Source organism: Nitrospirota bacterium (assembly GCA_023229435.1).
In the GTDB taxonomy this organism is placed as follows: domain Bacteria; phylum Nitrospirota; class UBA9217; order UBA9217; family UBA9217; genus JALNZF01.
In genome coordinates, this window is sequence record JALNZF010000006.1 from 51421 (window position 1) to 72709 (window position 21289).

General features: G+C 53.1%; 25 protein-coding genes. 23 read left to right on the forward strand and 2 right to left on the reverse strand.

Annotation, left to right across the window (positions count from 1 at the left end; translation table 11 throughout):
• Nucleotides 1–425 precede the first annotated feature (425 nt).
• The 15 genes from M0R70_06310 (at nucleotide 426) to M0R70_06380 (ending at nucleotide 11136) form a co-directional block, all read left to right on the forward strand.
• Nucleotides 426–593 carry a hypothetical protein gene (locus M0R70_06310; GenBank protein ID MCK9418971.1) on the forward strand — a complete coding sequence of 56 codons (168 nt, stop codon included), beginning with the start codon at nucleotides 426–428 and terminating at the stop codon, nucleotides 591–593.
• On the forward strand, nucleotides 593–1378 hold the full coding sequence (locus M0R70_06315) for a sulfite exporter TauE/SafE family protein (GenBank protein ID MCK9418972.1): 786 nt from the start codon (nucleotides 593–595) through the stop codon (nucleotides 1376–1378). The genes M0R70_06310 and M0R70_06315 overlap by 1 nt, the downstream gene beginning before the upstream one ends.
• 72 nt (nucleotides 1379–1450) lie before the next feature.
• Nucleotides 1451–1876, forward strand: a complete 426-nt coding sequence (locus tag M0R70_06320) for a rhodanese-like domain-containing protein (GenBank protein ID MCK9418973.1) — start codon at nucleotides 1451–1453, stop codon at nucleotides 1874–1876.
• Between the two features lie 291 nt (nucleotides 1877–2167).
• Complete coding sequence (gene arsS, locus M0R70_06325) at nucleotides 2168–4165, forward strand: arsenosugar biosynthesis radical SAM protein ArsS (GenBank protein ID MCK9418974.1); 1998 nt, start codon at nucleotides 2168–2170, stop codon at nucleotides 4163–4165.
• A gap of 87 nt (nucleotides 4166–4252) precedes the next feature.
• Complete coding sequence (locus tag M0R70_06330) at nucleotides 4253–4924, forward strand: TVP38/TMEM64 family protein (GenBank protein MCK9418975.1); 672 nt, start codon at nucleotides 4253–4255, stop codon at nucleotides 4922–4924.
• 73 nt (nucleotides 4925–4997) lie between these two features.
• Complete coding sequence (locus M0R70_06335) at nucleotides 4998–5288, forward strand: hypothetical protein (protein ID MCK9418976.1); 291 nt, start codon at nucleotides 4998–5000, stop codon at nucleotides 5286–5288.
• 338 nt (nucleotides 5289–5626) lie between these two features.
• On the forward strand, nucleotides 5627–5968 hold the full coding sequence (locus M0R70_06340; protein ID MCK9418977.1) for a metalloregulator ArsR/SmtB family transcription factor: 342 nt from the start codon (nucleotides 5627–5629) through the stop codon (nucleotides 5966–5968).
• Nucleotides 5969–6009: 41 nt separating this feature from the next.
• Nucleotides 6010–7056 carry a selenide, water dikinase SelD gene (gene selD / locus M0R70_06345; protein ID MCK9418978.1) on the forward strand — a complete coding sequence of 349 codons (1047 nt, stop codon included), beginning with the start codon at nucleotides 6010–6012 and terminating at the stop codon, nucleotides 7054–7056.
• Entirely contained in the window at nucleotides 7057–7836 is a 780-nt protein-coding gene (locus M0R70_06350) for a sulfite exporter TauE/SafE family protein (protein ID MCK9418979.1), read from the forward strand. It abuts the gene before it with no gap.
• Nucleotides 7837–8011: 175 nt separating this feature from the next.
• A complete protein-coding gene (locus M0R70_06355) occupies nucleotides 8012–8242 on the forward strand; it encodes a DsrE family protein (protein MCK9418980.1) in 231 nt (76 codons plus the stop codon).
• A 169-nt stretch (nucleotides 8243–8411) separates the two neighbouring features.
• Nucleotides 8412–8765, forward strand: a complete 354-nt coding sequence (locus tag M0R70_06360) for a DsrE family protein (protein MCK9418981.1) — start codon at nucleotides 8412–8414, stop codon at nucleotides 8763–8765.
• A 61-nt stretch (nucleotides 8766–8826) separates the two neighbouring features.
• Nucleotides 8827–9057, forward strand: coding sequence for a hypothetical protein (locus tag M0R70_06365; GenBank protein MCK9418982.1), 231 nt, complete (start codon nucleotides 8827–8829; stop codon nucleotides 9055–9057).
• Nucleotides 9058–9214: 157 nt separating this feature from the next.
• Complete coding sequence (locus tag M0R70_06370) at nucleotides 9215–10402, forward strand: FAD-dependent oxidoreductase (GenBank protein MCK9418983.1); 1188 nt, start codon at nucleotides 9215–9217, stop codon at nucleotides 10400–10402.
• Nucleotides 10403–10448: 46 nt separating this feature from the next.
• A complete protein-coding gene (locus M0R70_06375) occupies nucleotides 10449–10871 on the forward strand; it encodes a DsrE/DsrF/DrsH-like family protein (GenBank protein MCK9418984.1) in 423 nt (140 codons plus the stop codon).
• Nucleotides 10872–10920: 49 nt separating this feature from the next.
• Nucleotides 10921–11136, forward strand: coding sequence for a hypothetical protein (locus M0R70_06380; protein ID MCK9418985.1), 216 nt, complete (start codon nucleotides 10921–10923; stop codon nucleotides 11134–11136).
• 183 nt (nucleotides 11137–11319) lie between these two features.
• On the opposite strand, the gene M0R70_06385 is transcribed toward M0R70_06380, so the two are convergent.
• Nucleotides 11320–11811 (reverse strand): DUF4149 domain-containing protein, encoded by a 492-nt coding sequence (locus M0R70_06385; GenBank protein MCK9418986.1) that lies wholly within the window; start codon nucleotides 11809–11811, stop codon nucleotides 11320–11322.
• A 434-nt stretch (nucleotides 11812–12245) separates the two neighbouring features.
• Complete coding sequence (locus M0R70_06390) at nucleotides 12246–12635, reverse strand: metalloregulator ArsR/SmtB family transcription factor (GenBank protein ID MCK9418987.1); 390 nt, start codon at nucleotides 12633–12635, stop codon at nucleotides 12246–12248.
• Nucleotides 12636–13102: 467 nt separating this feature from the next.
• Here M0R70_06390 and M0R70_06395 point away from each other — a divergent pair, with 467 nt between their 5' ends.
• The 8 genes from M0R70_06395 (at nucleotide 13103) to M0R70_06430 (ending at nucleotide 21272) form a co-directional block, all read left to right on the forward strand.
• Entirely contained in the window at nucleotides 13103–15490 is a 2388-nt protein-coding gene (locus M0R70_06395; protein ID MCK9418988.1) for a 3-hydroxyacyl-CoA dehydrogenase/enoyl-CoA hydratase family protein, read from the forward strand.
• Nucleotides 15491–15663: 173 nt separating this feature from the next.
• Nucleotides 15664–16836 (forward strand): acetyl-CoA C-acyltransferase, encoded by a 1173-nt coding sequence (locus M0R70_06400; GenBank protein MCK9418989.1) that lies wholly within the window; start codon nucleotides 15664–15666, stop codon nucleotides 16834–16836.
• Nucleotides 16837–16997: 161 nt separating this feature from the next.
• Nucleotides 16998–18776: an acyl-CoA dehydrogenase family protein gene (locus tag M0R70_06405; protein ID MCK9418990.1), complete on the forward strand. Its 1779-nt coding sequence runs from the start codon at nucleotides 16998–17000 to the stop codon at nucleotides 18774–18776.
• 118 nt (nucleotides 18777–18894) lie between these two features.
• Nucleotides 18895–19158, forward strand: a complete 264-nt coding sequence (locus M0R70_06410; protein MCK9418991.1) for a prevent-host-death protein — start codon at nucleotides 18895–18897, stop codon at nucleotides 19156–19158.
• Nucleotides 19159–19161: 3 nt separating this feature from the next.
• Nucleotides 19162–19437: a type II toxin-antitoxin system mRNA interferase toxin, RelE/StbE family gene (locus M0R70_06415; protein ID MCK9418992.1), complete on the forward strand. Its 276-nt coding sequence runs from the start codon at nucleotides 19162–19164 to the stop codon at nucleotides 19435–19437.
• Between the two features lie 356 nt (nucleotides 19438–19793).
• Nucleotides 19794–20432 (forward strand): hypothetical protein, encoded by a 639-nt coding sequence (locus tag M0R70_06420; GenBank protein ID MCK9418993.1) that lies wholly within the window; start codon nucleotides 19794–19796, stop codon nucleotides 20430–20432.
• A 173-nt stretch (nucleotides 20433–20605) separates the two neighbouring features.
• Nucleotides 20606–20866, forward strand: a complete 261-nt coding sequence (locus tag M0R70_06425; GenBank protein MCK9418994.1) for an AbrB/MazE/SpoVT family DNA-binding domain-containing protein — start codon at nucleotides 20606–20608, stop codon at nucleotides 20864–20866.
• Nucleotides 20826–21272: a type II toxin-antitoxin system VapC family toxin gene (locus M0R70_06430; GenBank protein ID MCK9418995.1), complete on the forward strand. Its 447-nt coding sequence runs from the start codon at nucleotides 20826–20828 to the stop codon at nucleotides 21270–21272. Before M0R70_06425 ends, M0R70_06430 begins: the two co-directional genes overlap by 41 nt.
• Nucleotides 21273–21289: the final 17 nt, after the last annotated feature.

Consider the following 21289-nt stretch of genomic DNA (forward strand, 5'->3'; position numbering starts at 1 on the left):
CAAGGTCTATGCAATCAACGATTACCTCCATGATATCAGCGAGGAAATGTGGGAGGTAATATCCCGAAGTTCATGCGACCGGGCCTAACACTAAACACGTCGCACCACCTGTCCATCTCGTCTGAGCTGGAGTGTCAATGTATTGCTTCTAAACAGATATTTCCTCTCACATCATAACTCTAACCTTCATTAACCAGACCATAATAATGTTCTCTTGCCATCAAATTGTAATTTTATATTGACATTTATATAAAAACATAATAATATTTGCATACAATTCTTAAGGCATCATTGCTCACTCAATTTCACCGGAAAGGAGAAGATAGATGAAAAAGAATGTTATTAAGTTCTATATCAATGACCCGATGGGGAAGCGCTGAGTATCCCTTACGGAGACCGCCGGTCGGGCGGAAAAGGAGTTGGATGTGGAGGTCGTCATTATCAAGAAACCTTCGCCGGAGTATGCGCTGGAGAAGGACCCGCCGCCGTGTCCGTCGGTTGCGGTGAACGGCAGGATCGTCGCCAGGAACGACATAGTTACTATTGAATCGCTGAAGGGCATTTTGCTGATCCACGGCGGAGGGAATACATAATGGATATCCCTCTCTTGATCACCCTTGTCTCGCTGGGTCTGGGCGGTGGATTCCTTTCCGGATTATTAGGTCTGGGCGGCGCTATTTTTATGATCCCGCTTCTCCTCTACGTGCCGCCTCTTCTCGGCGTTGGCCAGTTCGATATGAAGCAGGTGGCGGCGATCAGCATGGTACAGGTCCTTTCCGCATCGCTCACCGGCGTGATTGTCCATCACAAGAATAAATTCGTGAGCAAATCGCTGCTTCTCTATATGGGCATCTGCAACGCGATCGGGAATCTCGCAGGCTCATTTTACTCACAACACACGAAAAGCGCATTTCTGCTGGCCATTTTTGCAAGTCTGGCGGTGATCGCCGCGGTCGCCATGTTCATTCCCAAACGGGAACAGGGCCAGGATATGTTGCCGGAAGATCTCAAGTACAATAAGCCGTTGGCAATGGCCGTGAGCCTCCTCATCGGCGTATTCGGAGGAATGGTGGGCGCGCCGGGTGCGTTTATTTATATCCCAATCATGATCTATTTATTGAATATCCCGACGAGGATCGTGATCGGCAGTACGCTGGGCATCGTATTCCTGGGGGCGCTCGCGGGCACTATCGGCAAAATGGCGACCGGCCAGATTCTCTGGCCCGCTGCGCTGGCCCTTGTCGTAGGCACCGTGCCGGGTGCTCAGTTCGGAGGGGGCATGAGCAAGAAGGTAAATACGAAGTATCTGAGGCTCGTGATCGCCGTCATCATCGCTATTACCGGGATCAAAATGTGGTATCAGATCTTGACTCACTGATGAGTACTCATACTGAGGGAGGCGGGGGTTATTGACCGCACAAAATAAAAACTACTACAGAGGAGGTTCTTGATGAAACGAAAGATGATTACGTTGTGTTTGGCGCTTGTTACTCTGCTCCTTGTTCCGTATGCCGCATTGGCGGCAAATTATGTGAAGCCGGACATCTTTAAACAATGGCTTGTAAACAATAAACCGCTTGTCATAGTCGACATCCAGCCTGCCGAGGACTTTGGCGATCAGCATTTCAGGGGATCAATAGAGACGAACGCCTTCCCATCGAAAAGCGATGAACAAAAAAAGCGGCTTGATAAAGCCCTTCCTGCAATCCAAACGTCGAAAGGCGATGTGGTCATTATCTGTCCAATGGGCAAAGGCGGCGCCGTCAATTCATATGACTATCTGAAGTCAAAAGGCGTGCCGGAAAAAAGGCTCTTTATTCTGGAAGGCGGGATCGACGGCTGGCCCCATCCGGAACTGTTCGTTAAGGGCAGATGAAGGTCATACACCCAGGACAGCGGGAAGAAACGATACATTCACAATTGCTCCTGTCCCTTGAACGTCGCGCTGTTCAACAGTTCCCCAAGGCAGCCGACCCCGCAACAAAACTATAAAACGGTTGTCATAGCTGCTGATATGAATCTCACGTTCTAAGCCATGCGAGCCCCGCTGTAACCGCAGCGGGTCGTTTTTGCGAGCCAACCGCAGAATATGGGTTAACAGCAGCGTTACAGCGGATCTGGTAAAAAGACGCCCGATCCACAATTAAAACACCAAGGGGAGGTATGTATGTCTCGGACGGTCTTCTGGGAGCGGGAAATCCTGAAAAAGGAAAGGATCGAGACGGTCCAGGTCAACGTCGGCAATCGATGCAACCAGGCCTGCGCCCATTGCCACGTCGGCGCGTCTCCTGCGGGTGACGAGAACATGGACGCAAAGACGGCCGGGATGATCCTCAATAAGCTCCTTTCGATCGACGTACCGAACATCGAGTTCACAGGAGGCACGCCCGAGATGAACCCGAGTCTGCCGATGTTTATCGAAACGCTCTCGCGCCGGGACAAAAAGGTCACGGTCAGGACAAGCCTCACCGTCCTCGACCTGCCCGGGTATGCACAGTTTATCGACCTGTATAAGCGGCACGGCGTGCGGCTGATCGCGTCGCTCCCCGGCACCTTTGAGGACCAGGCCGACGCGCAGCGGGGCAAGGGCGTCTTCCGGACAAGCATCAACGTGCTGAAACGGCTCAACACGCTGGGTTACGGAACAGACGGATTGAAGCTCGACCTTGTGTACAATGCTGTTGGCGATTACCTGCCGCCGGAGCAGACAGAGCTCGAACGGGAATACAAACAGGCTCTCACAGACCGATACGGGATCACCTTCAACAACCTGCTGACCATCGTCAATACGCCGATCAAACGGTTCAAACAGGACCTGCTGCGCCAGGGAAAACTTGACGAGTATATGAGGGAATTGTTCGACAACTTTAACCCTGATACCCTGCAACGGGTCATGTGCAGGCGGCTTCTATCCGTTGATTACCAGGGCCATGTATACGACTGTGATTTCAACCTCGCTCTGGGGATCAGGATCAAGGGGTATGAACAGGAAAAATTCTGGGAGCTCGACTTCAGCGACTTCGCGCCCGAGATTACCTGCGACGAGCACTGCTACGCCTGCACCGTGAACCGGGGGAGCAGTTGCCAGGGAGCGCTGGTGACCGAAGAGGACGAATTCGACGTCAAGCGGAATGTCCAACACTATTACGGTGACGTGGTCAAGACCGCCGCCGATCTCAAGACAACGGCCTGCTGCACGCCCGATTCCATGCCGGAACACGTGCGCGCCGCTCTTCCCTCCATTGCCGATGAGATCAAGGAGCGCTACTATGGCTGCGGCTCGCCCATACCCCTCGTCCTGGAAGGGCTGAAGGTCCTCGACCTTGGGTGCGGCACCGGCAGGGACAGCTATATCATGTCGAAGCTCGTGGGCGAGCAGGGCTTTGTGTACGGCATCGACATGACCGAGGCGCAAATCCGCGTTGCGGAAAAATATCTTGATATGCAGATGAAGCGATTCGGATACGCCGAGCCGAATTGCAGGTTCATTTTCGACGACATTGAGCACGCGAAACGCCATTTTCCCGCCGGTTCCCTCGACCTCGTGATCTCCAACTGTGTAATCAATCTCGTTCAGGACAAAGAGACCATCATCAGGCAGATCCATGACATGCTGAAGCCCGGCGGGGAATTCTATTTTTCCGACATCTATGCCGACCGGAGGATGCCGGCAGCACTGAAAAAAGACCCCGTGCTGCATGGAGAGTGCCTGGGGGGAGCGCTGTATGAAAAGGATTTCGTCCGCATCGCCCGAAAGACGGGCTTCAATGACCCGCGGCTTGTTTCCCGGCGAAGGATATCCATTGCGAATGAGGATGTGCGCGCCCGTGTCGGAAACATCCGGTTCTCATCCATTACGTACCGCCTCTGGAAGATCGACGGCATCGAGGACGCCTGCGAGGATTTCGGCCATGTCGCCGTGTACCGGGGCGGAGTCCGTGAAGCGCCGTTCGCTTTCCCGCTGGACTCCGGCCATGTGTTCGAACGGGACCGGCCGGAAAAGGTGTGCAGCAATACTGCTCTCATGCTTTCGCAAACGAGGCTCAAGCCCTTTTTCGAGGTCACGGGGAGTTTCAATAGACATTTCGGGGCATTCAAGGGCTGCGGAACGGCTGCTGTCCCGGACCAGGATGGCACGCAATCCGCCGAAGAATGTTTCTGCTGATGAGACTGCTTCAGGTTAACGCGCTCCCGCTCTTCACGGCACGGTTAAAGCGGCAGCGGTCATGACCAACGTGGAACGAGGAGATACATGGACAAAAAAAAGATTTTGATCGCAGCGAGCATCGTAATGCTCATCGCCGTGTTCTTTGTATTCGACCTGGGAAGGTTCCTGACCCTTGAGTCGCTCAAGGCCAACCGCGATGCGCTGGCGGCATTCTATCAGCAGAACCGGCTCGTCATGGCCGCCGCGTTTATCGCCGTCTACATCATCCAGACAGCCCTGTCCCTTCCCGGAGCCGCAATCCTCTCCCTCGCGGCAGGGGCCGTGTTCGGCGTTGTCATGGGGACCCTGTATGTTAATATCGGCGCTACGGTAGGAGCGATCCTGGCTTTCCTCGTGGCCCGTTATTTGTTCCACGACGTGATCCAGAACAAATTCGGGGCCCGTCTTGAAAAGATAAACAAGGAACTTGAGGCACGAGGCTTCAACTACCTCCTGTTCCTTCGGCTGGTCCCGGTTTTTCCTTTTTTCCTGATCAACCTCGGGGCAGGACTGACACGCATGCCCCTTCGGACATACTTTCTCGGCACCATGGTGGGCATCATCCCCGGCAGTTTCGTATTCTGCAACGCCGGCGCCAGTCTTGCCACAATCACCAGCATGAGCGAAGTCGCTTCGCCCCGGGTGCTCGGGTCCTTTGCCCTGCTGGGCATGTTCGCCCTTGTTCCGGTGCTCTATCAGAAGTTCAAGCGAAGGTAGTGTCAAAATTTAATTTAAAACCGGTTAAGCCAGGCATTCAAGATAATACAGCATGGGAAGGAGGTGAATATCAATGAAGAAGATGATAGTGGCGGCACTTATCGTTCTCGTTTCGCTCTCTTTGTGCATGGTTGCCGTCGCTCAAGAACAGCAGAAGGTGAAGGGCAAGGTTTCCAAGATCGACATCGCTACCAAGAGTGTTACCATCAAGACAAAGTCCGGTTCCGAGGTGATTGTGGTGATGGAAGATGCCGCCATGCTCTCCGATGTTAAGGAAGATGAAAAACGCCAAGTTACGTACGTAACCGTGGATGGCAAGAATATCGGCAGTAAAATTCGCAAATTTACAGGAGGCTGCGAATAATCGACATAAGCGATTCCCGACCGACTCTTAGAAAACTTTGGGGGATATCCTCTATACTCCCCTGTCATGGACCGGGCGATGTTTGCAATATCAGCGGATACAGGGGTGCGGAAAACCGCACCCCTGTTTAGGTCCGCGTCTGTTAAAGGCACGAATCACGCCGAATTCTATTATTATCGCTTATAAATAAGATCAGATACAGAGTAGGGCATACATTCCCGTTTCCTCAAATCTGAATTATCTATTGACAATTTTACAATAACATAATAATGTTTGCACATGTCTTGCAGGAAGCTGCTGTTCCAAAATAAACCATCCACATGAGGCAATAAAACAAGATGATCCCGTTAGAAAAAAGGGGTGAACTGCTCAAGGTTATTGCCCATCCTGTCCGTATCAAGATCCTCGAAGACCTGGTGCAGGGCGTGAAGTGCGTGAGCGATTTCGAGGAAACCCTTGACATCAGCCAGCCGAACGTGTCTCAACACCTGAGTCTCCTGCGCACGAATGGAATCATCGATTTTTTCATTGATGGCAGGCTCAAATGCTACTTCCTGAAGGAACCATTGATCCCCGACCTGCTTGAACTTCTTAAAAAAGAATATGACGACGACATACCCGCTCCGGCGTGCTGTCCCGTGACCAGGAAGGGCACGTATCCCGGCGGGAGAAGGCGATAGAGGATTATTTATTCACCATGCAGAGGGGAGGTCAGACAACAATGGAAATCAAGCTTACGCAACTTTCCAGCTGCGCCGGTTGAGCGGCAAAGTTCAGCTTTGCTGAACTGTCCCAGGTTCTGGGACACTTGCCGAAGATCATGGACCCGAACGTGCTGGTCGGCCCATCGAATGCAGACGATGCCGGGGTCTACCGTATCAATGACGAGACTGCAATGGTCTTTACGGCGGATTTTTTCACGCCCATCGTCGATGACCCCTACTGGTTCGGCGCGATCGCGGCGGCAAACTCGTTGTCGGATGTGTATGCAATGGGCGGCAAGCCGCTGGTGGCCTTGAACATTGCGGCGCTTCCCGCGGGGCCGGAGTTCATCGAGATCAACAAGCGGATCATGCAGGGCGGTATCGACAAGATGACCGAGGCCGGGGTGGCCATCATCGGCGGCCACACGATCAAGGACAAGGAACCGAAATTCGGATATGCCATACTCGGATCCATTCATCCCGGGAGAATTCTTGACAACACAAAAGCGAGGCAGGGTGATGCCCTGATCCTCACTAAGAGAATAGGCACCGGAGTGATCTCTACGGGGATAAAATCCGGGAAGTGCAGCGAAGCGACCGCGGACGCGTTCACAAAATCGATGGCAACGCTGAATAAGCGGGCGGGCGAGATCATGCTTGAAGTTGGCGTCAGTACGGCCACTGACATCACCGGATTCGGACTCATCGGCCATCTGATGGAGGTCCTGACGGCGAGCAACCGTTCGGCCAGACTCCACGCACGTCGGGTGCCTTTTTTCGAGGAGGCGGTGACGATCGCGGAGAAGGGAATGATACCGGGAGGCACGAGGGCCAATCAGAAAAGTTATGACCCCTTCGTGGACTGGAGCGGCGATGTTTCGCTGACCGACCGGGTGTTGATGAACGACGCACAAACATCGGGCGGTCTGTTGATGTTCATGCCTCAGGCCGGAAAGAACAAGCTCATTGCGGCTTTGCAGAAAGAGCATATCCTGGCGGCCCACATCGGTGATGTGCTCGAAGGAGAAGAAAAAGGATCGACGCGGATCTTCGTGGTGCAATAAATGGACGCCGCCTTCACCTTGTTCCTGCTGCTGGTCGGCGCCTCTGTCGGGTTTCTCTCGGGATTGCTCGGCATCGGCGGCGGCATCGTCATGTTCCCGCTGCTGCTCTACGTGACGCCGTTCCTGGGATTCAGCGGGATCGACGTCAAGAGCATCACCGGTCTCACGATGGTACAGGGCTTTTTCTCTGCGCTCACGGCAATGTTCTACTACAACAAGAACGCGCTGGTGAACAAGTCACTGGTACTTACACTTGGGTTATCCCTATTTCTTTCATCGCTGATCGGTGCGCTGATGTCGAAGAAGATACCCGACGGACCTTTGCTTATGGTCTTCGGTGCCCTGGCGTTGATCGCGGCAGCGATGATGCTCATCCCTCGAAGTTATCATCAGGACGATCTGACCGAGGAACACGTTGTTTTTCATAAAGGTACTGCGATCGTGATCGGTATTGTCCTCGGCTTTTCCATCGGTCTGGTAGGGCAGGGCGGGGCATTCATACTTATTCCGATGATGCTGTATGTCCTGAAGATCCCGCTCCGGGTGACACTCGGAAGCACGCTCGCGATCGGGTTGTTCTCTTCATCCGCTGGATTGGTCGGCAAGGTGGCGACCGGTCAGGTGCCATTCATCATGGCATTGCCCCTTATCATCGGCGCAATGCCCGCTGCACGGTGGGGCAGCATCGTCGGCAACAAGACCAACACGAAATTTCTCCGATGGCTATTGGCCGCGATTATTTCCGCCACGGCCGTAAAGGTCTGGATGGATATCATCTAAAACCAACGCATAAAATAATGTTACCTGTAGGGCAAGGCTTTAGCCTTGCTTTAAGCAACCCTGAAGGGTTGCCCTACAAATGACATAACAACAATTATTGCGTTTGCTATAAATCAGTTATTCCGAGGCAAACAAGCGGCGCGTATGATCATCCGTGTCTTCTGAGGAGGCCACCATGCCGAAAACCCTTTCCCTCTATCTGTCCACATCGCCGTATTCGTACGAGAACACCTTGACGAGCGTTCGCATCGCTGAATCAGCCATGAACAAGGGCCATACGGTCAATCTTATTGCATCAGCGGACGGCGTCTACTGCTTCCTGACAAAACAGAAGGCAAAAGGCATCCTGAACGCAGAAGAAGAATTCTCCCATCTCATACAAAAAGGGCTGCGGGTGTATATCTGAGGCGGCTGTCTGAACTTTCGCCGTGCGGCGAAGGACGATTATCTTGCAGGCACGGACATCGGTTCTCTCAAAGGGCTGTTTAAGACGATGGACGAAACGGATATCTGGCTGAATATGGGAGCGTGACTATAATGCGGAGTGCGGAATTAAATCACCAGGGAGAATAAATATGGCTGCAATAGCAATGATCCTGAAACGCTCACCCTACGGCGATATTAACGCGGCCGAGGCGGTCCGACACGCCCTGGGAGCGCTCGCTGATGAACGCAGCGTGGATCTTATTCTCGTGGATGGGGGCGTCATGCTCGCGAAAAAGGGACAGGATGATTCCGGGACCGGCTATACCAATCTTGAAGGCGCTCTCAAGGACTGCCTTGACATGGGCGTCACGGTCTATGCGGACGGCCCCTCGCTGAAGGCCCAGCGTGTGGAGACTGGTGACCTGGTCGAGGGTGTGAATGCGGTCGGTGGCAAGGAGATCGCAGAATTGGTGAAAGAAGCGAAGACAACGATGATCTTTTGAGGGAGGCTCCCATGATCGTGATAGTAAAAGCGCGCCGGATACCGCTGACGGAATGAGGGGCGTGACCCTTGCGAGGGATGGTAATGCTGATCTTGTCCTGCTGCAGAACGGTGTGATCTTCGCTCAGAAAAAAAGACTCGGCGATTTTCCCGGCACAGTGTATGTGTTGGATGATGATAAGCGTTTGCGGGGAATGAAAGCTTCCGAGATCGATGATTGGGTGCAGGCCATCGACTACGACCGGCTGACGGACCTTATGATGGAAAGCGATAAGGTTGTGGGGATGTTTTAGCGGGACCTTTTGCATCGCCACATATCCGTCATTCCCGCCCCTGCTTAAATCATGCTGGGGCAGGCTTTGAGCGGGAATCCGGTTTAACCTGTTCGGATGAACCAGATCCCCGATAGAAACATTCGGGGATGACAAAGTAGATCACAGCGGAGGAACTATGACAAGGATCGTTGTGTTAGGGGGATCGTTCGGGGGACTGACCGCGGCCTTGGAACTGAAACGGCTGCTGGGGAAGAATGCCGACGTAACAGTGGTTAGTGACGATGACCGGTTTGTGTTCCTGCCGTCCCTGCCGTGGCTTGTTATGGGATGGAGGAAGCCTGAGGACATAACGCTCAGACTGAGCAACATTCTTAAGCCGAAAGGGATTGATTTTATCCATGAAGCTGCAAAGCAGGTTGATGGGGATTCATCCAAGGTGTACACCACCACACGGGGGTTGTCCTATGATTATCTCGTTATCGCCACCGGTCCCCATCTTGCCTTTGATGAAATCCCCGGCCTTGGGCCGGAAAAGGGATTCACCGCCTGCACGTTTACGCTCAACCACGCGGTGAAGACCGCGCAGACGTGGAGAACGGTACTCGAAACGCCGGGGCCGATCGTGCTCGGATCATCGCAGATGGTGAGCTGCTTCGGCCCGTCGTATGAGCTCGCTTTCGAGATGGATGCCGAACTTCGGAGGCTGAAGATGCGGCACAAAGTCCCCATTATCTACCTCACCTCAGAGCCCTACCCAGGGCACATGGGTGTGGGCGGGCTCGGCAACTCAAAACGATTTATCGAAGATGAATTCGCCGAGCGTGATATCAAGCCCATGGTGAGCCAGGCCATCGAGGAGGTCACGCCCGGGGAGATCAAGCTCAAGGGCGGCGCCAGGATACCCTTCAAGCTCGCGATGATCGCGCCGCCGTTCAGGGGTGTGCCCGCAGTCGCTCCGCTTGGTAATCCCCGGGGCTTCATCCCCGTGGACAAAAATTACCGGCATACGAAGTACAAAAACATCTTTGCCGTCGGCGTTGCCATGGCGATAGCGCCGCCGGAGGTCACGCCCGTGCCGACGGGTGTTCCCAAGACGGGATTCATGACCGTGAGGATGGCTGAGATCGCCGCGGCAACGATCGCCTCTGATGTCACCGGTAAGACGCCGCCCCCTGCGGAAGAACTTGGCGTGGTATGCCTCATGGATTTGGGCAATACGGCCGCCTTTATGAAGGCGTATCCGGTCCTTCCGCCGCGGCAGAGCTCTTATATGAAGAAGGCGATCTGGGCGAAGTGGATGAAGCTCGGTTTTGAGAAATATTTCCTTTCCAAGATGAGGCACGGTTTGAGCAACTGGCCGTAGAATCTGCGCTATTTCCTTGCGTGTTCCTGAAAGGGGGAAAATTGCCATGCCAAAGATAGTGAAAAATGTTTCGGTGATGTGTTTCCACGACGAGCTATGCCAGGTCTACAATGCCCTCATGACCGCGCTGAGCCTTCTGCGGGAAGGCTCCAAGGTCACTATGTTCTTCGGCTCACGGGGCATCAATGCGGTGCACAAGGAAAAAGTGAAGGACCTCAAATGTCTTCCCGACCAGCCGAAGGAAGAGGGCGACGCGGTAATGAAGAAGATGGAGGAGATGAACCTGCCGAGCGTCGAGGACCTGTTCTTCATGCTGATCGCGGAGGGAGGAACCGTGCTTGCTTGTCCCTTGAATGTCGCGTTGTTCAACATTGCCAAAAAGGATTTGATCGACGGTGTCAAGGTAGCCGATCCGGTGCATTACTATAAAGACGTTGTGATCCCGGCGGATATGAACCTGACTTTTTAGGGCCGACATCTGAAAATATCGATATACGATTATGCAAATCGGAGGAGGTATGCATGAAGAGGTTTTTCGTGCAAAATCTCCCCCCCCCGGTTTACCGCTGGAGAAATGGCTTCATCAGCTTGCTTCCCTGCGGCTTACGCAGTTCATGATTCATCAGACCCTGAGGCTTTCTTTTTTCGCCCTTTATGGATTGTCGGATGAAGATTACCTGATGGATCCCGAAGTAAAATATAATTTTACGGACTCGCAATCTGGGTTGCCATAGGATGGAATCTTTTCGGCGGCGGCAAACCCTGAGGCCGGTTCGGGCAACTGGCGAAGGATGACAACGTTTACACGCACCTTAGATATGAGTTCTGATCTTGGCGCCGAGAATATTTTGAGAAAATCGCTTTCAAGTGATTTAAAACTCCCTGCGCTCTTGGCGCAGGGTTCTTCACTGGGAGATTCAGGCCCTGTAAGCATACAGCATACTGGTTAATAAGAGCACTGTGATGCCCAGAAAAAAGTTGATCTTTACTAGATTCAGGGATAAAGTTTGTAACTTCTGAACTTTTTCAGGATGGCTTCCTTTCGACGCTAACCGTGCTATCCCCGGTGTCAGAAACAACCCACGGTAAATATGAATGCTTGTCATCGTTACTACGAGCAGAATCTTTATAAAAAGCGATTGTTCCCGTAGGCTGGAAAGCCTGCTGAGGTCGGCAAATTCACGCGAAGCAACACTCATGATGATGCCGGTTGCGATGATCAGGAAAATACTGACGTTTGCCAGCGGAATAAAACGCTTGCTCAGAGGCCCCATGATTTTACCCGGCTGGTCTATGGTTTTTCCCACAACCGGAAGTGCAACGTATAAAATAAAAAAAATTCCACCTATCCAGACAACTGCCGATAACAAATGCACCCATGCGGTCACGGTCAACAATAATCCGTCCATTTACTCAACCTCCTGGAGAATTTCGTGGGGAGAATGCTGTCTCCCCACGAATCATTTAGAATAATCAGTTTTATTACTTTTTCATCGGTGGAACACAGCCGCATCCACAGCCGCAGGTCGATGTCTTTGCGCTTTCTACTGTTTTTTCCGCTTTCTCGTTTTTCTTCGCATCTGCCATGATTAGTCACCTCCTTCTTCGGCGGTAGCCGATGATTCCAGATTTTTATTAACCGCGTCAAGTTCTGATTCCAAATTCCTTTTATACTCCTTAAGCCGGATCAGCAGTTCATTTTTACTAAGAAGTCTATTGTCAATTGCGTGTTCACAAATGCATTGCTTCTCTCTACTGGTACACTCATGCTCTTGGCACATGGGCTGCCTCCCCATTTTAGTTTATGAGCATACGCTTATATAAAAAATAAAAAAATATTCTACTACTTTTTTTCCAGCGCTGCAATCTTTCCCTTAACCTCTTGCAATTCTCTCTCAAGGCGTTTTTTATACTCAAGTAAGGCTTCCTTTGGGCCGGAGACCTGTTTCTTGTTACCGAATTCACAGCCGCAGGTGCAGACTTTCATCAATTCATGTTGGCACTTATCAAGGCTCTCTTTGTTGAGAGTGTAATAAATATAGTAGCCCTTTCTTTCATCGGTAACTAAACCCGCCTGTTTTAGTACACGAAGATGCTGTGAAACCGCAGACTGACTGATTCCCAAGGCATCGGTTATTATATTAACGGACAATGGTCCAGCCTTAAGCAACTCGATTATTTTTATTCGGGTTTCTACAGCAAGCACCTTGAAGGATTCTGCTTCAACTTTCACGCCCAACTCCTTTAAGTATATTAGTAATTACTTATATACTCTGAATACTATAAAGTCAAGTGTTTTTTCAAGTATAGACCACTCATAAATACCTATTGACCTTTAAGGGGTATCGGCGATCTGCTGCTGAGTGCCCATAAGCGGCGCCTCTGTGTTCTTGCTGAAAGAGAAGACTTCGGCACGCGTACCGATGCAGTCTACGTGCTGGCATGCGCCGGCTTTCCGCATCTGCGCCCAGCGACTGACCTGCTGAATAGTTACAGCTGAATAGTTACATCTATACAATAATTCAAGTTGATGGTACAATTAGCCGAGGAACAAAAAAGAAAACGTCCATGCCCCGCTGAGTCGGGACACAACGGCGAATGAAAATCCCCCTTAGGGGAGATTTAATAATCAATGTTTTTGCCGACCCAAAAGCATTTTCATATAATTTCCCGAAAGCAATGCAACGACGGAGGAACGCGATGAAACAGATCAACAAAGTGGCTGTCCTTGGGGCGGGGGTCATGGGAGCGACCATTGCCGCCCACCTCGCGAATGCCGGTATCCAGGTGCTCCTGCTCGATATTGTGCCGAACGAGCCGAACGAGGCTGAGAAGAAGGCAGGTCTTACCCTGAACGATCCCGCTGTACGGAACCGATTCGCAGCAGCGGGACTGGAAGGGCTCAAGAAGATCAAGCCCGCGGCGTTCTTCATCCCTGCTTATGCCTCGTTCATCGAGGTGGGGAACTTCGATGACGATATCAAAAGACTTCGGGAGTGCGACTGGATCATTGAGGTCGTTGTTGAAAAGATGGAGATCAAGAAGCGTCTCTTCAGCGAGAAGGTCGCCCCGAACCTGAAAGAGGGCGCCATCCTCTCCAGCAACACGAGCGGACTTTCCGTCAACGAAATGGCCGAAAGCCTCCCGGGACCAATACGGAAAAACTTCCTCATCACCCATTTCTTCAACCCCCCGCGCTACATGCGTCTTCTGGAGATCGTCCCGAACAAATTCACCGATCCTGACATTGTCCGGTTCATGGCAGGATTCATTGAGAAGCGCCTCGGGAAGGGGATCGTCTTTGCCAAGGACACTCCCAACTTCATCGCCAACCGGATCGGCGTCTATTCCATGTGCAACAGCATGCGCCACATGATCGAGATGGAGATGACCGTGGAGGAGGTGGACGCCGTTTCCGGGCCGGCCACTGCCCGCCCGAAAAGCGCCATTTTCCGCACTGCTGATCTGGTGGGTCTCGACACCCTGCAGCATGTCGCGGACAACGCCCATGAAACCCTGGTGAAGGACGAGCAGCGGGAGACATTTTTCCTGCCCGGTTTCGTCAGCGAGATGGTAAAGAAGGGCCTCCTCGGGAACAAGAGCAAACAGGGGTTCTTCAAGAAGGAGAAGGACGAAAAAGGTACCGCATATTTCTACTATGACTATAAGACCGGGCAGTACGCGCCGTCAGTGCGGCCCAAGTACGCTTCCGCGGAAGCGGCCAAGCCGATCGATGATCCGGGAAAACGATTGCAGACGGTCTTGTCCGGCACGGACAAGGGGGCGCTGTTCGCCTGGAAGAACCTGCGCGATACCCTGATCTACACGGTCGGCATGATTCCCGAGGTCGCCGACGACATTGTGAACATCGACAACGCCATGAAGTGGGGATTCAACTGGGACCTCGGCCCCTTCGAGATGCTCGATGCCATCGGCGTTAAAAATTTCGTGAAGCGGGCGGAGCAGGACGGGGTGAAGGTGCCGGCGGTCCTTAAATCGATCGAACAATTTTACAAATTCGAGAACAACAAAGACTACTACTATGACATGCTTGCCGGGGAATACCGCGAAATTTCCAGGCCTGCCGCGAATATCAGCCTCTCTTTCTTGACAAAAAGCAACCGGGTGGTGGAGAAGAGCAGCGGCGCTTCCGTGCTCGACCTGGGGGACGGCGTCTTCTGCCTTGAATTCCACACCAAGATGAACGCGATCGGCAACGACATCCTCGCCATGGTCCACCAGGGAATCAAACGGGCGGAAAACGAAGGCGTGGGTCTTGTCATTGCCAACGAGGGAAGGGTATTTTCCGCGGGCGCCAACCTGATGCTTATTGCCATGGCCATTGCCGAGGGGGCCTATGACGATATCGCCCTGACGGTCAAGAACTTCCAGAAGGCGATGATGGCGATCAAGTACTCGAAGATACCGGTCGTTGCCGCACCTCACAACCTCGTCATGGGAGGCGGGTGCGAGATCTGCCTCCATTCCGACGCGATGAACCCCCACGCCGAGACCTATATGGGGCTCGTGGAGATCGGGGTCGGGCTCCTTCCCGCAGGCGGGGGGACCAAGGAGATGGCGATACGCGCTATAAAACTTGCCGAGGAATACGAGACCGATATCAGCCCGTTCATCTTTAAGAATTTTTCGAACATTGCACTGGCCAAAGTGAGCACGTCCGCGGCAGAGCTCTGGGGGATGGGCTTCATGCGCCACGGCGATGCCATCACCATGGATATGGACAAACGGATCTTCGATGCCAAGCAGAAGACGATCGCCCTTGCGGCCAACTACCGTCCTGCACAGCCGCTCATCGACCTGAAGGCGCCGGGAAGGAGCATTGCCGCCACCATCAAGTCACAGGTCTGGAATATGAGGATGGGCGGACAGGTCACTGAGTTCGAAGAGCTCCTCGCCGGAACGATCGCCGATGTCATCACCGGTGGTGATGTTCCCGCCGGCACCCTGATCACCGAGGAGTATCTGCTTCAGCTGGAGCGGGAGGCGTTCCTCAAACTGTGCGGCCAGAAAAAGACGCTGGAGCGGATTCAGTTCATGCTGAAGAAGGGGAAACCGCTGCGGAATTAGAAGCATGAAATCAAAAGGCGTCTCTCGCAGAGCACGCTGAGGACGCGGAGTTAGATCAAAACCCTTAAGTCTTGGTTTTACCCAGAATATTTTAAAGCTTTTCTCTGCGAACTCTGCGCCTCTGCGAGAGATCAGCTGATGCTTTTAGAATATATAAACAACGGAGGATACCGATGAGGAACGCATATATCCTTGCTGCCTACCGTACTCCCGGGTGCAAGGCGAAAAAAGGGAAATTAAAGGATGTCAGACCCGACGACCTGGCAGCGGCAGCGTTGAAAGGGCTTCTGGAGAGAACGGCCATCGACCCGCTGCTGGTTGAAGACGTCATCATCGGGTGCGCCTTCCCCGAGGGAGAGCAGGGAATGAACATGGCGCGGATCGCGGCTATGAGGGCCGGGATTCCCTACCAGGTGCCGGCCCAGACCGTCAACCGCTTCTGCTCATCGGGACTGCAGACGATAGCCTCTGCCGCCGAACGGATCATGGCGGGTTTTGCCGACTGTATCATCGCCGGCGGTGTGGAGAGCATGAGCATGATCCCGATGGGCGGAAACAAGTACAGCGTCAATCCCTCGCTGGCCGCCTCCTGGCCGGAATCGTTCACGATCATGGGGATCACCGCCGAGCTGGTGGCGGAAAAGTACACCATTTCCCGGGAAGACCAGGATGCCTTTGCCGCAGCGAGCCATGTCAAGGCCGCGGCCGCCATCGAGCAGGGAAAATTCAAGGAGCAGATCATCCCTGTCGAGGTTGAGGTCTGCACGCTGGTCAACGGAAAAATGAAAAAAGAGAAAAAGCTCGTGAGTATCGATGACGGTGTGCGGGGGGACACGACCCCGGCGATCCTCGGAAAACTGAAACCCGCTTTTAAGACGAACGGTACGGTCACGGCCGGCAATTCATCGCAGATGACCGATGGGGCCGCGGCGGTGCTGGTCGTGTCCGAGGAATTCCTGAAAAAAATGGGCAAAGCTCCTCTCGCGCGGTTTGTCGCCTTTGCCGTGAAAGGGGTGCCGCCCGAGATCATGGGCATCGGCCCCATTGAGGCAGTCCCGGCAGCCCTGAAGCTTGCCGGGTTGAAGCAGGAAGAGATCGGTCTCATTGAGCTCAACGAGGCATTCGCCGCCCAGTCTCTGGCCTGCATCCGGACACTTGGGCTCGATCCTGCCCGGGTCAATGTGAGCGGCGGAGCAATTGCCCTGGGACATCCCCTGGGGTGCACCGGCGCCAAGCTGAGCACGACCCTTCTCCACGAGATGCAGAGGAGCAATGTCCGCTACGGGATGGTCACGATGTGCATCGGCGGCGGCATGGGGGCGGCGGGGATATTTGAGAAGATGTAAATGACGAGAAAAAGCTGTCTATCCGCAGATTTCGCAGATGGACGCAGATTTTTTAAAGCAGGTAATTCAGGTTTGGTTTAATCTGTGGAATCAGCGTAATCTGCGGATAATATTTAGACCCGAGCCGATACAATTATAAAAAACCAGACGAGGTGAATACCATGACTGCAAAACTGTTCAAAGGGGCCGAGTACCTGATCACCGACGTGACCAAGGACGATGTCTTTACACCCGAGGACTTCACCGACGAGCAGAAACAGATCGGAGAGACCACCGCCCAGTTTGTGCTGAATGAGGTCTTCCCCCGTCTGGAGGAGATCGAGAACCACAATTTCGACGCGTCGGTCCAGCTGATGAAACAATGCGGCGAGCTGGGACTGCTCATGATCGATGCGCCCGAGGAGTACGGCGGCCTGGAACTCGACAAGGCGACCAGCATGCTGGTGGCGGAGAAGATCTCTATTGCCGGCTCTTTTGCCGTGACCTACTCGGCCCATACCGGCATCGGCACGCTTCCGCTCGTCTACTACGGCACCAAGGAGCAGAAGGAAAAATATCTGAAGAAGATCATCAGCGGCGAGTGGGTCGCCGCCTACTGCCTGACCGAGCCGGACTCGGGGAGCGATGCTCTTGGGGCAAAGGCCACCGCCACCCTTTCCCCGGACGGGAAATACTACCTGCTGAACGGCACGAAGCAGTTCATTACCAACGGGGGCTTCGCAAACCTCTTCACGATCTTTGCCAAGATAGACAAGGAGCACTTTACCGCATTCCTCGTGGAAAAGAACACCGAGGGGTTGTCCATCGGGGCCGAGGAGAAAAAGCTCGGGATCAGGGGCACATCCACCACGCAGGTCGTGCTCGAGAACGCGAAGGTGCCGAAGGAGAACCTGCTCGGCACGATCGGCAAGGGGCACAAGATCGCCTTCAACGTTCTGAACGTCGGTCGTTTCAAGCTCGGCGCGGCAGTGACCGGGGCCGCGAAGCACGCACTTGGCGAAGGGATCAAGTACGCAACGGAGAGGAAGCAGTTCGGCGTTCCCATTGCGAGCTTCGGCGCGATCAAGGAAAAGATCGCCGATCAGACTGCCGCGATCTTTGCCTCGGATTCGCTTGTCTATCGCCTGGCGGGGATGATCGACAATAAGCTGGCGACCATTTCCAAGGACATTCCCAACTACTACGAAATCTACCAGAAGGGGATCGAGGAGTACGCCATCGAGTGCGCCATCGCCAAGGTGTTCTGCAGTGAGGTGCTTGCCGACGTGGTGGACGAGGTGGTGCAGATCTACGGGGGCTATGGTTTCATCCAGGACTATCCCGCCGAACGCTTCTACCGCGATGAACGGATCAACCGGATCTTCGAGGGCACGAACGAGATCAACCGCCTCCTGATCCCGGGCATGATCCTGACGCGGTCCCTGAAAGGGGAGCTGCCGCTGCAGCGCGAGGCAATGAAGGCGATCGAAGCGCTCACGACCCCGTCACTCGACGAGTCAGGCGACGGCGGCCCCTTTTCCGGGGAAAAGACGCTCCTCGCCAATTTGAAAAAGGTCTTCCTGGTGATCGCGGGGAGCGGCGTGCAAAAATTCATGACAACCATCAAGGATGAGCAGGAGGTCCTCCTGGCGGTCGCCGACGTGGCAATCAACATCTTCGCCATCGAGAGCGCTGTCCTGCGCGCTGAAAAGATCATGCCGACGCTGAGCGAAGCAAAAAAAACGGCTGTCACGGCCGCGGTAAAGGTCTTTACCTTCAATGCCTCGGAGCGTGCAGCCACCGCGGCGCGCAAGGCGGCCTTCTTCATCGAAGAGGGAGACACCCTGACCATTCTGCTCGGCGGGATCAGGCGGTTCACCAAATACGACGCCACCGGTCTCCTCCGGGAGAAGCGTCTGTTGGCTAATGCCGCCATTGAGGCGGAGAAGTATATTTTTTAGGCCCAACACGGATGAATTGCCTGTCTATAAATATATCCTTGAAATGACTTGATATTTAGTGCTGATTATGGTAACATTTGAGTACTAAATAAAGTACTGAATGGAGTGCTAAATAAAAATGAAAACCATCGCGGCTCAGGAAATCAAGAAGAGGGGAATCTCAGCAGTTGATGAAGATATAAAAGACGGGCCTGTTCATGTGATCAAGAACAACCAGCCGCAATACGTCGTGCTTTCCGAGGAACGATACCAACAGTTGGTCGAAGCGGAGGATGAGGCCTATATTGCGCGCGTTCAGCTATCGCTTGCGGACGTCAAGGCCGGCCGGGTAAAACGTGGGACTGCGAAAGACTTGATCAAAAACCTGGGGCTGGAAGACTGAAGAATGTATACCCTCGTCTGGACCGCCCACTTTACCCGGGCAGCAGAGAAATTTGCAAAACGACATCCGGAACTGAAGAAACAACTTGCCGACGTCCTCCGGGACCTTGAAAAGGACCCTTTTCAAGCGCATCTCGCATTTCATAATCTCGGCGGAAAATTAAAAGGGTGCCAGGCAGTCAGCCTTACCCACGGATATCGAATCACCCTCACCCTTGTGGTCACCGAAAAAGAAATTATCCTGCTCGATATCGGGAGTCACGATGAAGTTTACCGATAAACCAGGAACAGTTGTGTGCTCCGTACATTGCACCTCGCGCTTTTTTCCTTAATGAAGACTTGAACGTTGAACTCTGAACTGGTTCGACTTATGCTTACCATCATGAGCGAAAGTCGAATGATCTGAACTGTGATTTTGGTGTCGATATACCCCCCTGAATTGGCTGGAGCACTGGACCTTTGCCGTGATGAGTGTATCTGTTCAATTTATGGTGTTAACCGACAAGCGACCTTAGTTGGTAGGTTGGGCAAAATGGGTCATCTTGCCCAACATTTATCGACACGATAAGTTGGGCTTCACGAAGAAACCATTCAGCCCAACCTACAGGCTAACACATTGTTCGGGAGGGGAACCGGATGGGTATCACGATATTCGCATCGGGCAAACTTGATCGTATCGAAGACATCCCGCATGTGATAGACGATTTAAAAAAAGTCGCTGAGGAAAACAACTGGAAACATCACGTCATAGACGATGACTTTGATGTGCAGCCGAACGCAGTATTGACCCGACGCGACTCGGGCTTGCCGGGCGCCAAAATCGAGGGATCGGTGGGGCTGAAGGGAATCATTGTGAACATTGACCCGCAAGCAGAATCGTTGGCCATCCTTTTCGACAGGTCCGGCGTGTTGACAGACTTGATGCAGCAGATATCCTGGTTGGACGACAATGGACGGAGCGAGCGCTTCACCATGTGCAAAACCCAGTTCGGGAACATTGATGCTCACATCCGAATCGTAGAGCTATTCGATCATCTCAAGAAGAAATATATTTCAGATCTCACGGTGAACGATGAAGGCGCATTTTGGGAGACTCGTGATCGCAGGATTTTGGCGGAAAAGCGCGTTGTCCTGGGGCATTTCATGCGCCAAACTGAAAAGATCATCAAGGACATTGATATGTCAGGCGTCGATGTTCAGAACCCGGAAGCTATTGCTTCCCGCATCGAGGAAGCAATACTGAAGGCGGAAAAGGAAGGCGGATTGCAGCAATAATACAAACGCAATTATTTTAAAATTGAATTGCATGAGTCAAATTAGCGCGTCCGCCCCATACCGGTTGCCCTCCGGAGATACCCCACCTCCTCCTCTGATTTCCGCTTGAAAATGTATAAGACATTGGTTATAATCAAAAGTAAGGAGCAACATCCAGGGTAAGGAGAAGCGACATGACCGTTACCGCGAAGATTACATCGAAAGGCCAGATCACGCTTCCCAAGAAAGTGCGGGATATCCTGCATCTTCGGGAAGGCGGCGTGGTTGTTTTCGAGCAGGAGAATGATACGTTTGTGATCAAACCCGCGGAGTCCCTTCTGGATTATAAGGGGTATCTCAAGGGACGGGCCAAACATGCCGATGTCGACATTGTCCGGGAGGCAGCCAGAACGCATGTCGGGAGAAAGGCGGGCAAGCGTGGCGGAAGACCGTAAGCGCGCTGTCATCGATACCAATCTTCTCGTCCGCTATCTGACCGGGGACGATCCATCCAAGGCAAACGATGTCAAACGCCTTTTGCTCAAAGCGGCGCAGGGAGAGATCAGGCTGCTGATCCCCTCTATCGTGATCGCGGAACTGGTCTGGATCCTTCAAAGCTTTTATAAACTCGAACGCAGCGAGATTGTGCCGCTCCTGAACGCAATCCTGCACACGCACGGTGTCGAGGTCAGTGACAAGGGCATCGTCTCTGATGCCATTGCGATTTATCGCGATGAGGTGATCGATTTCATAGATGCATGGATCGTTGCCTTCGCCAAAACTGTCGAGGTTCGGGCTGTCTATACCTTTGACAGGAAGCATTTCAAGGGCATTGACGGTATCGATATGCTGCATCCATAGTCCCCTTAGGAGCATCC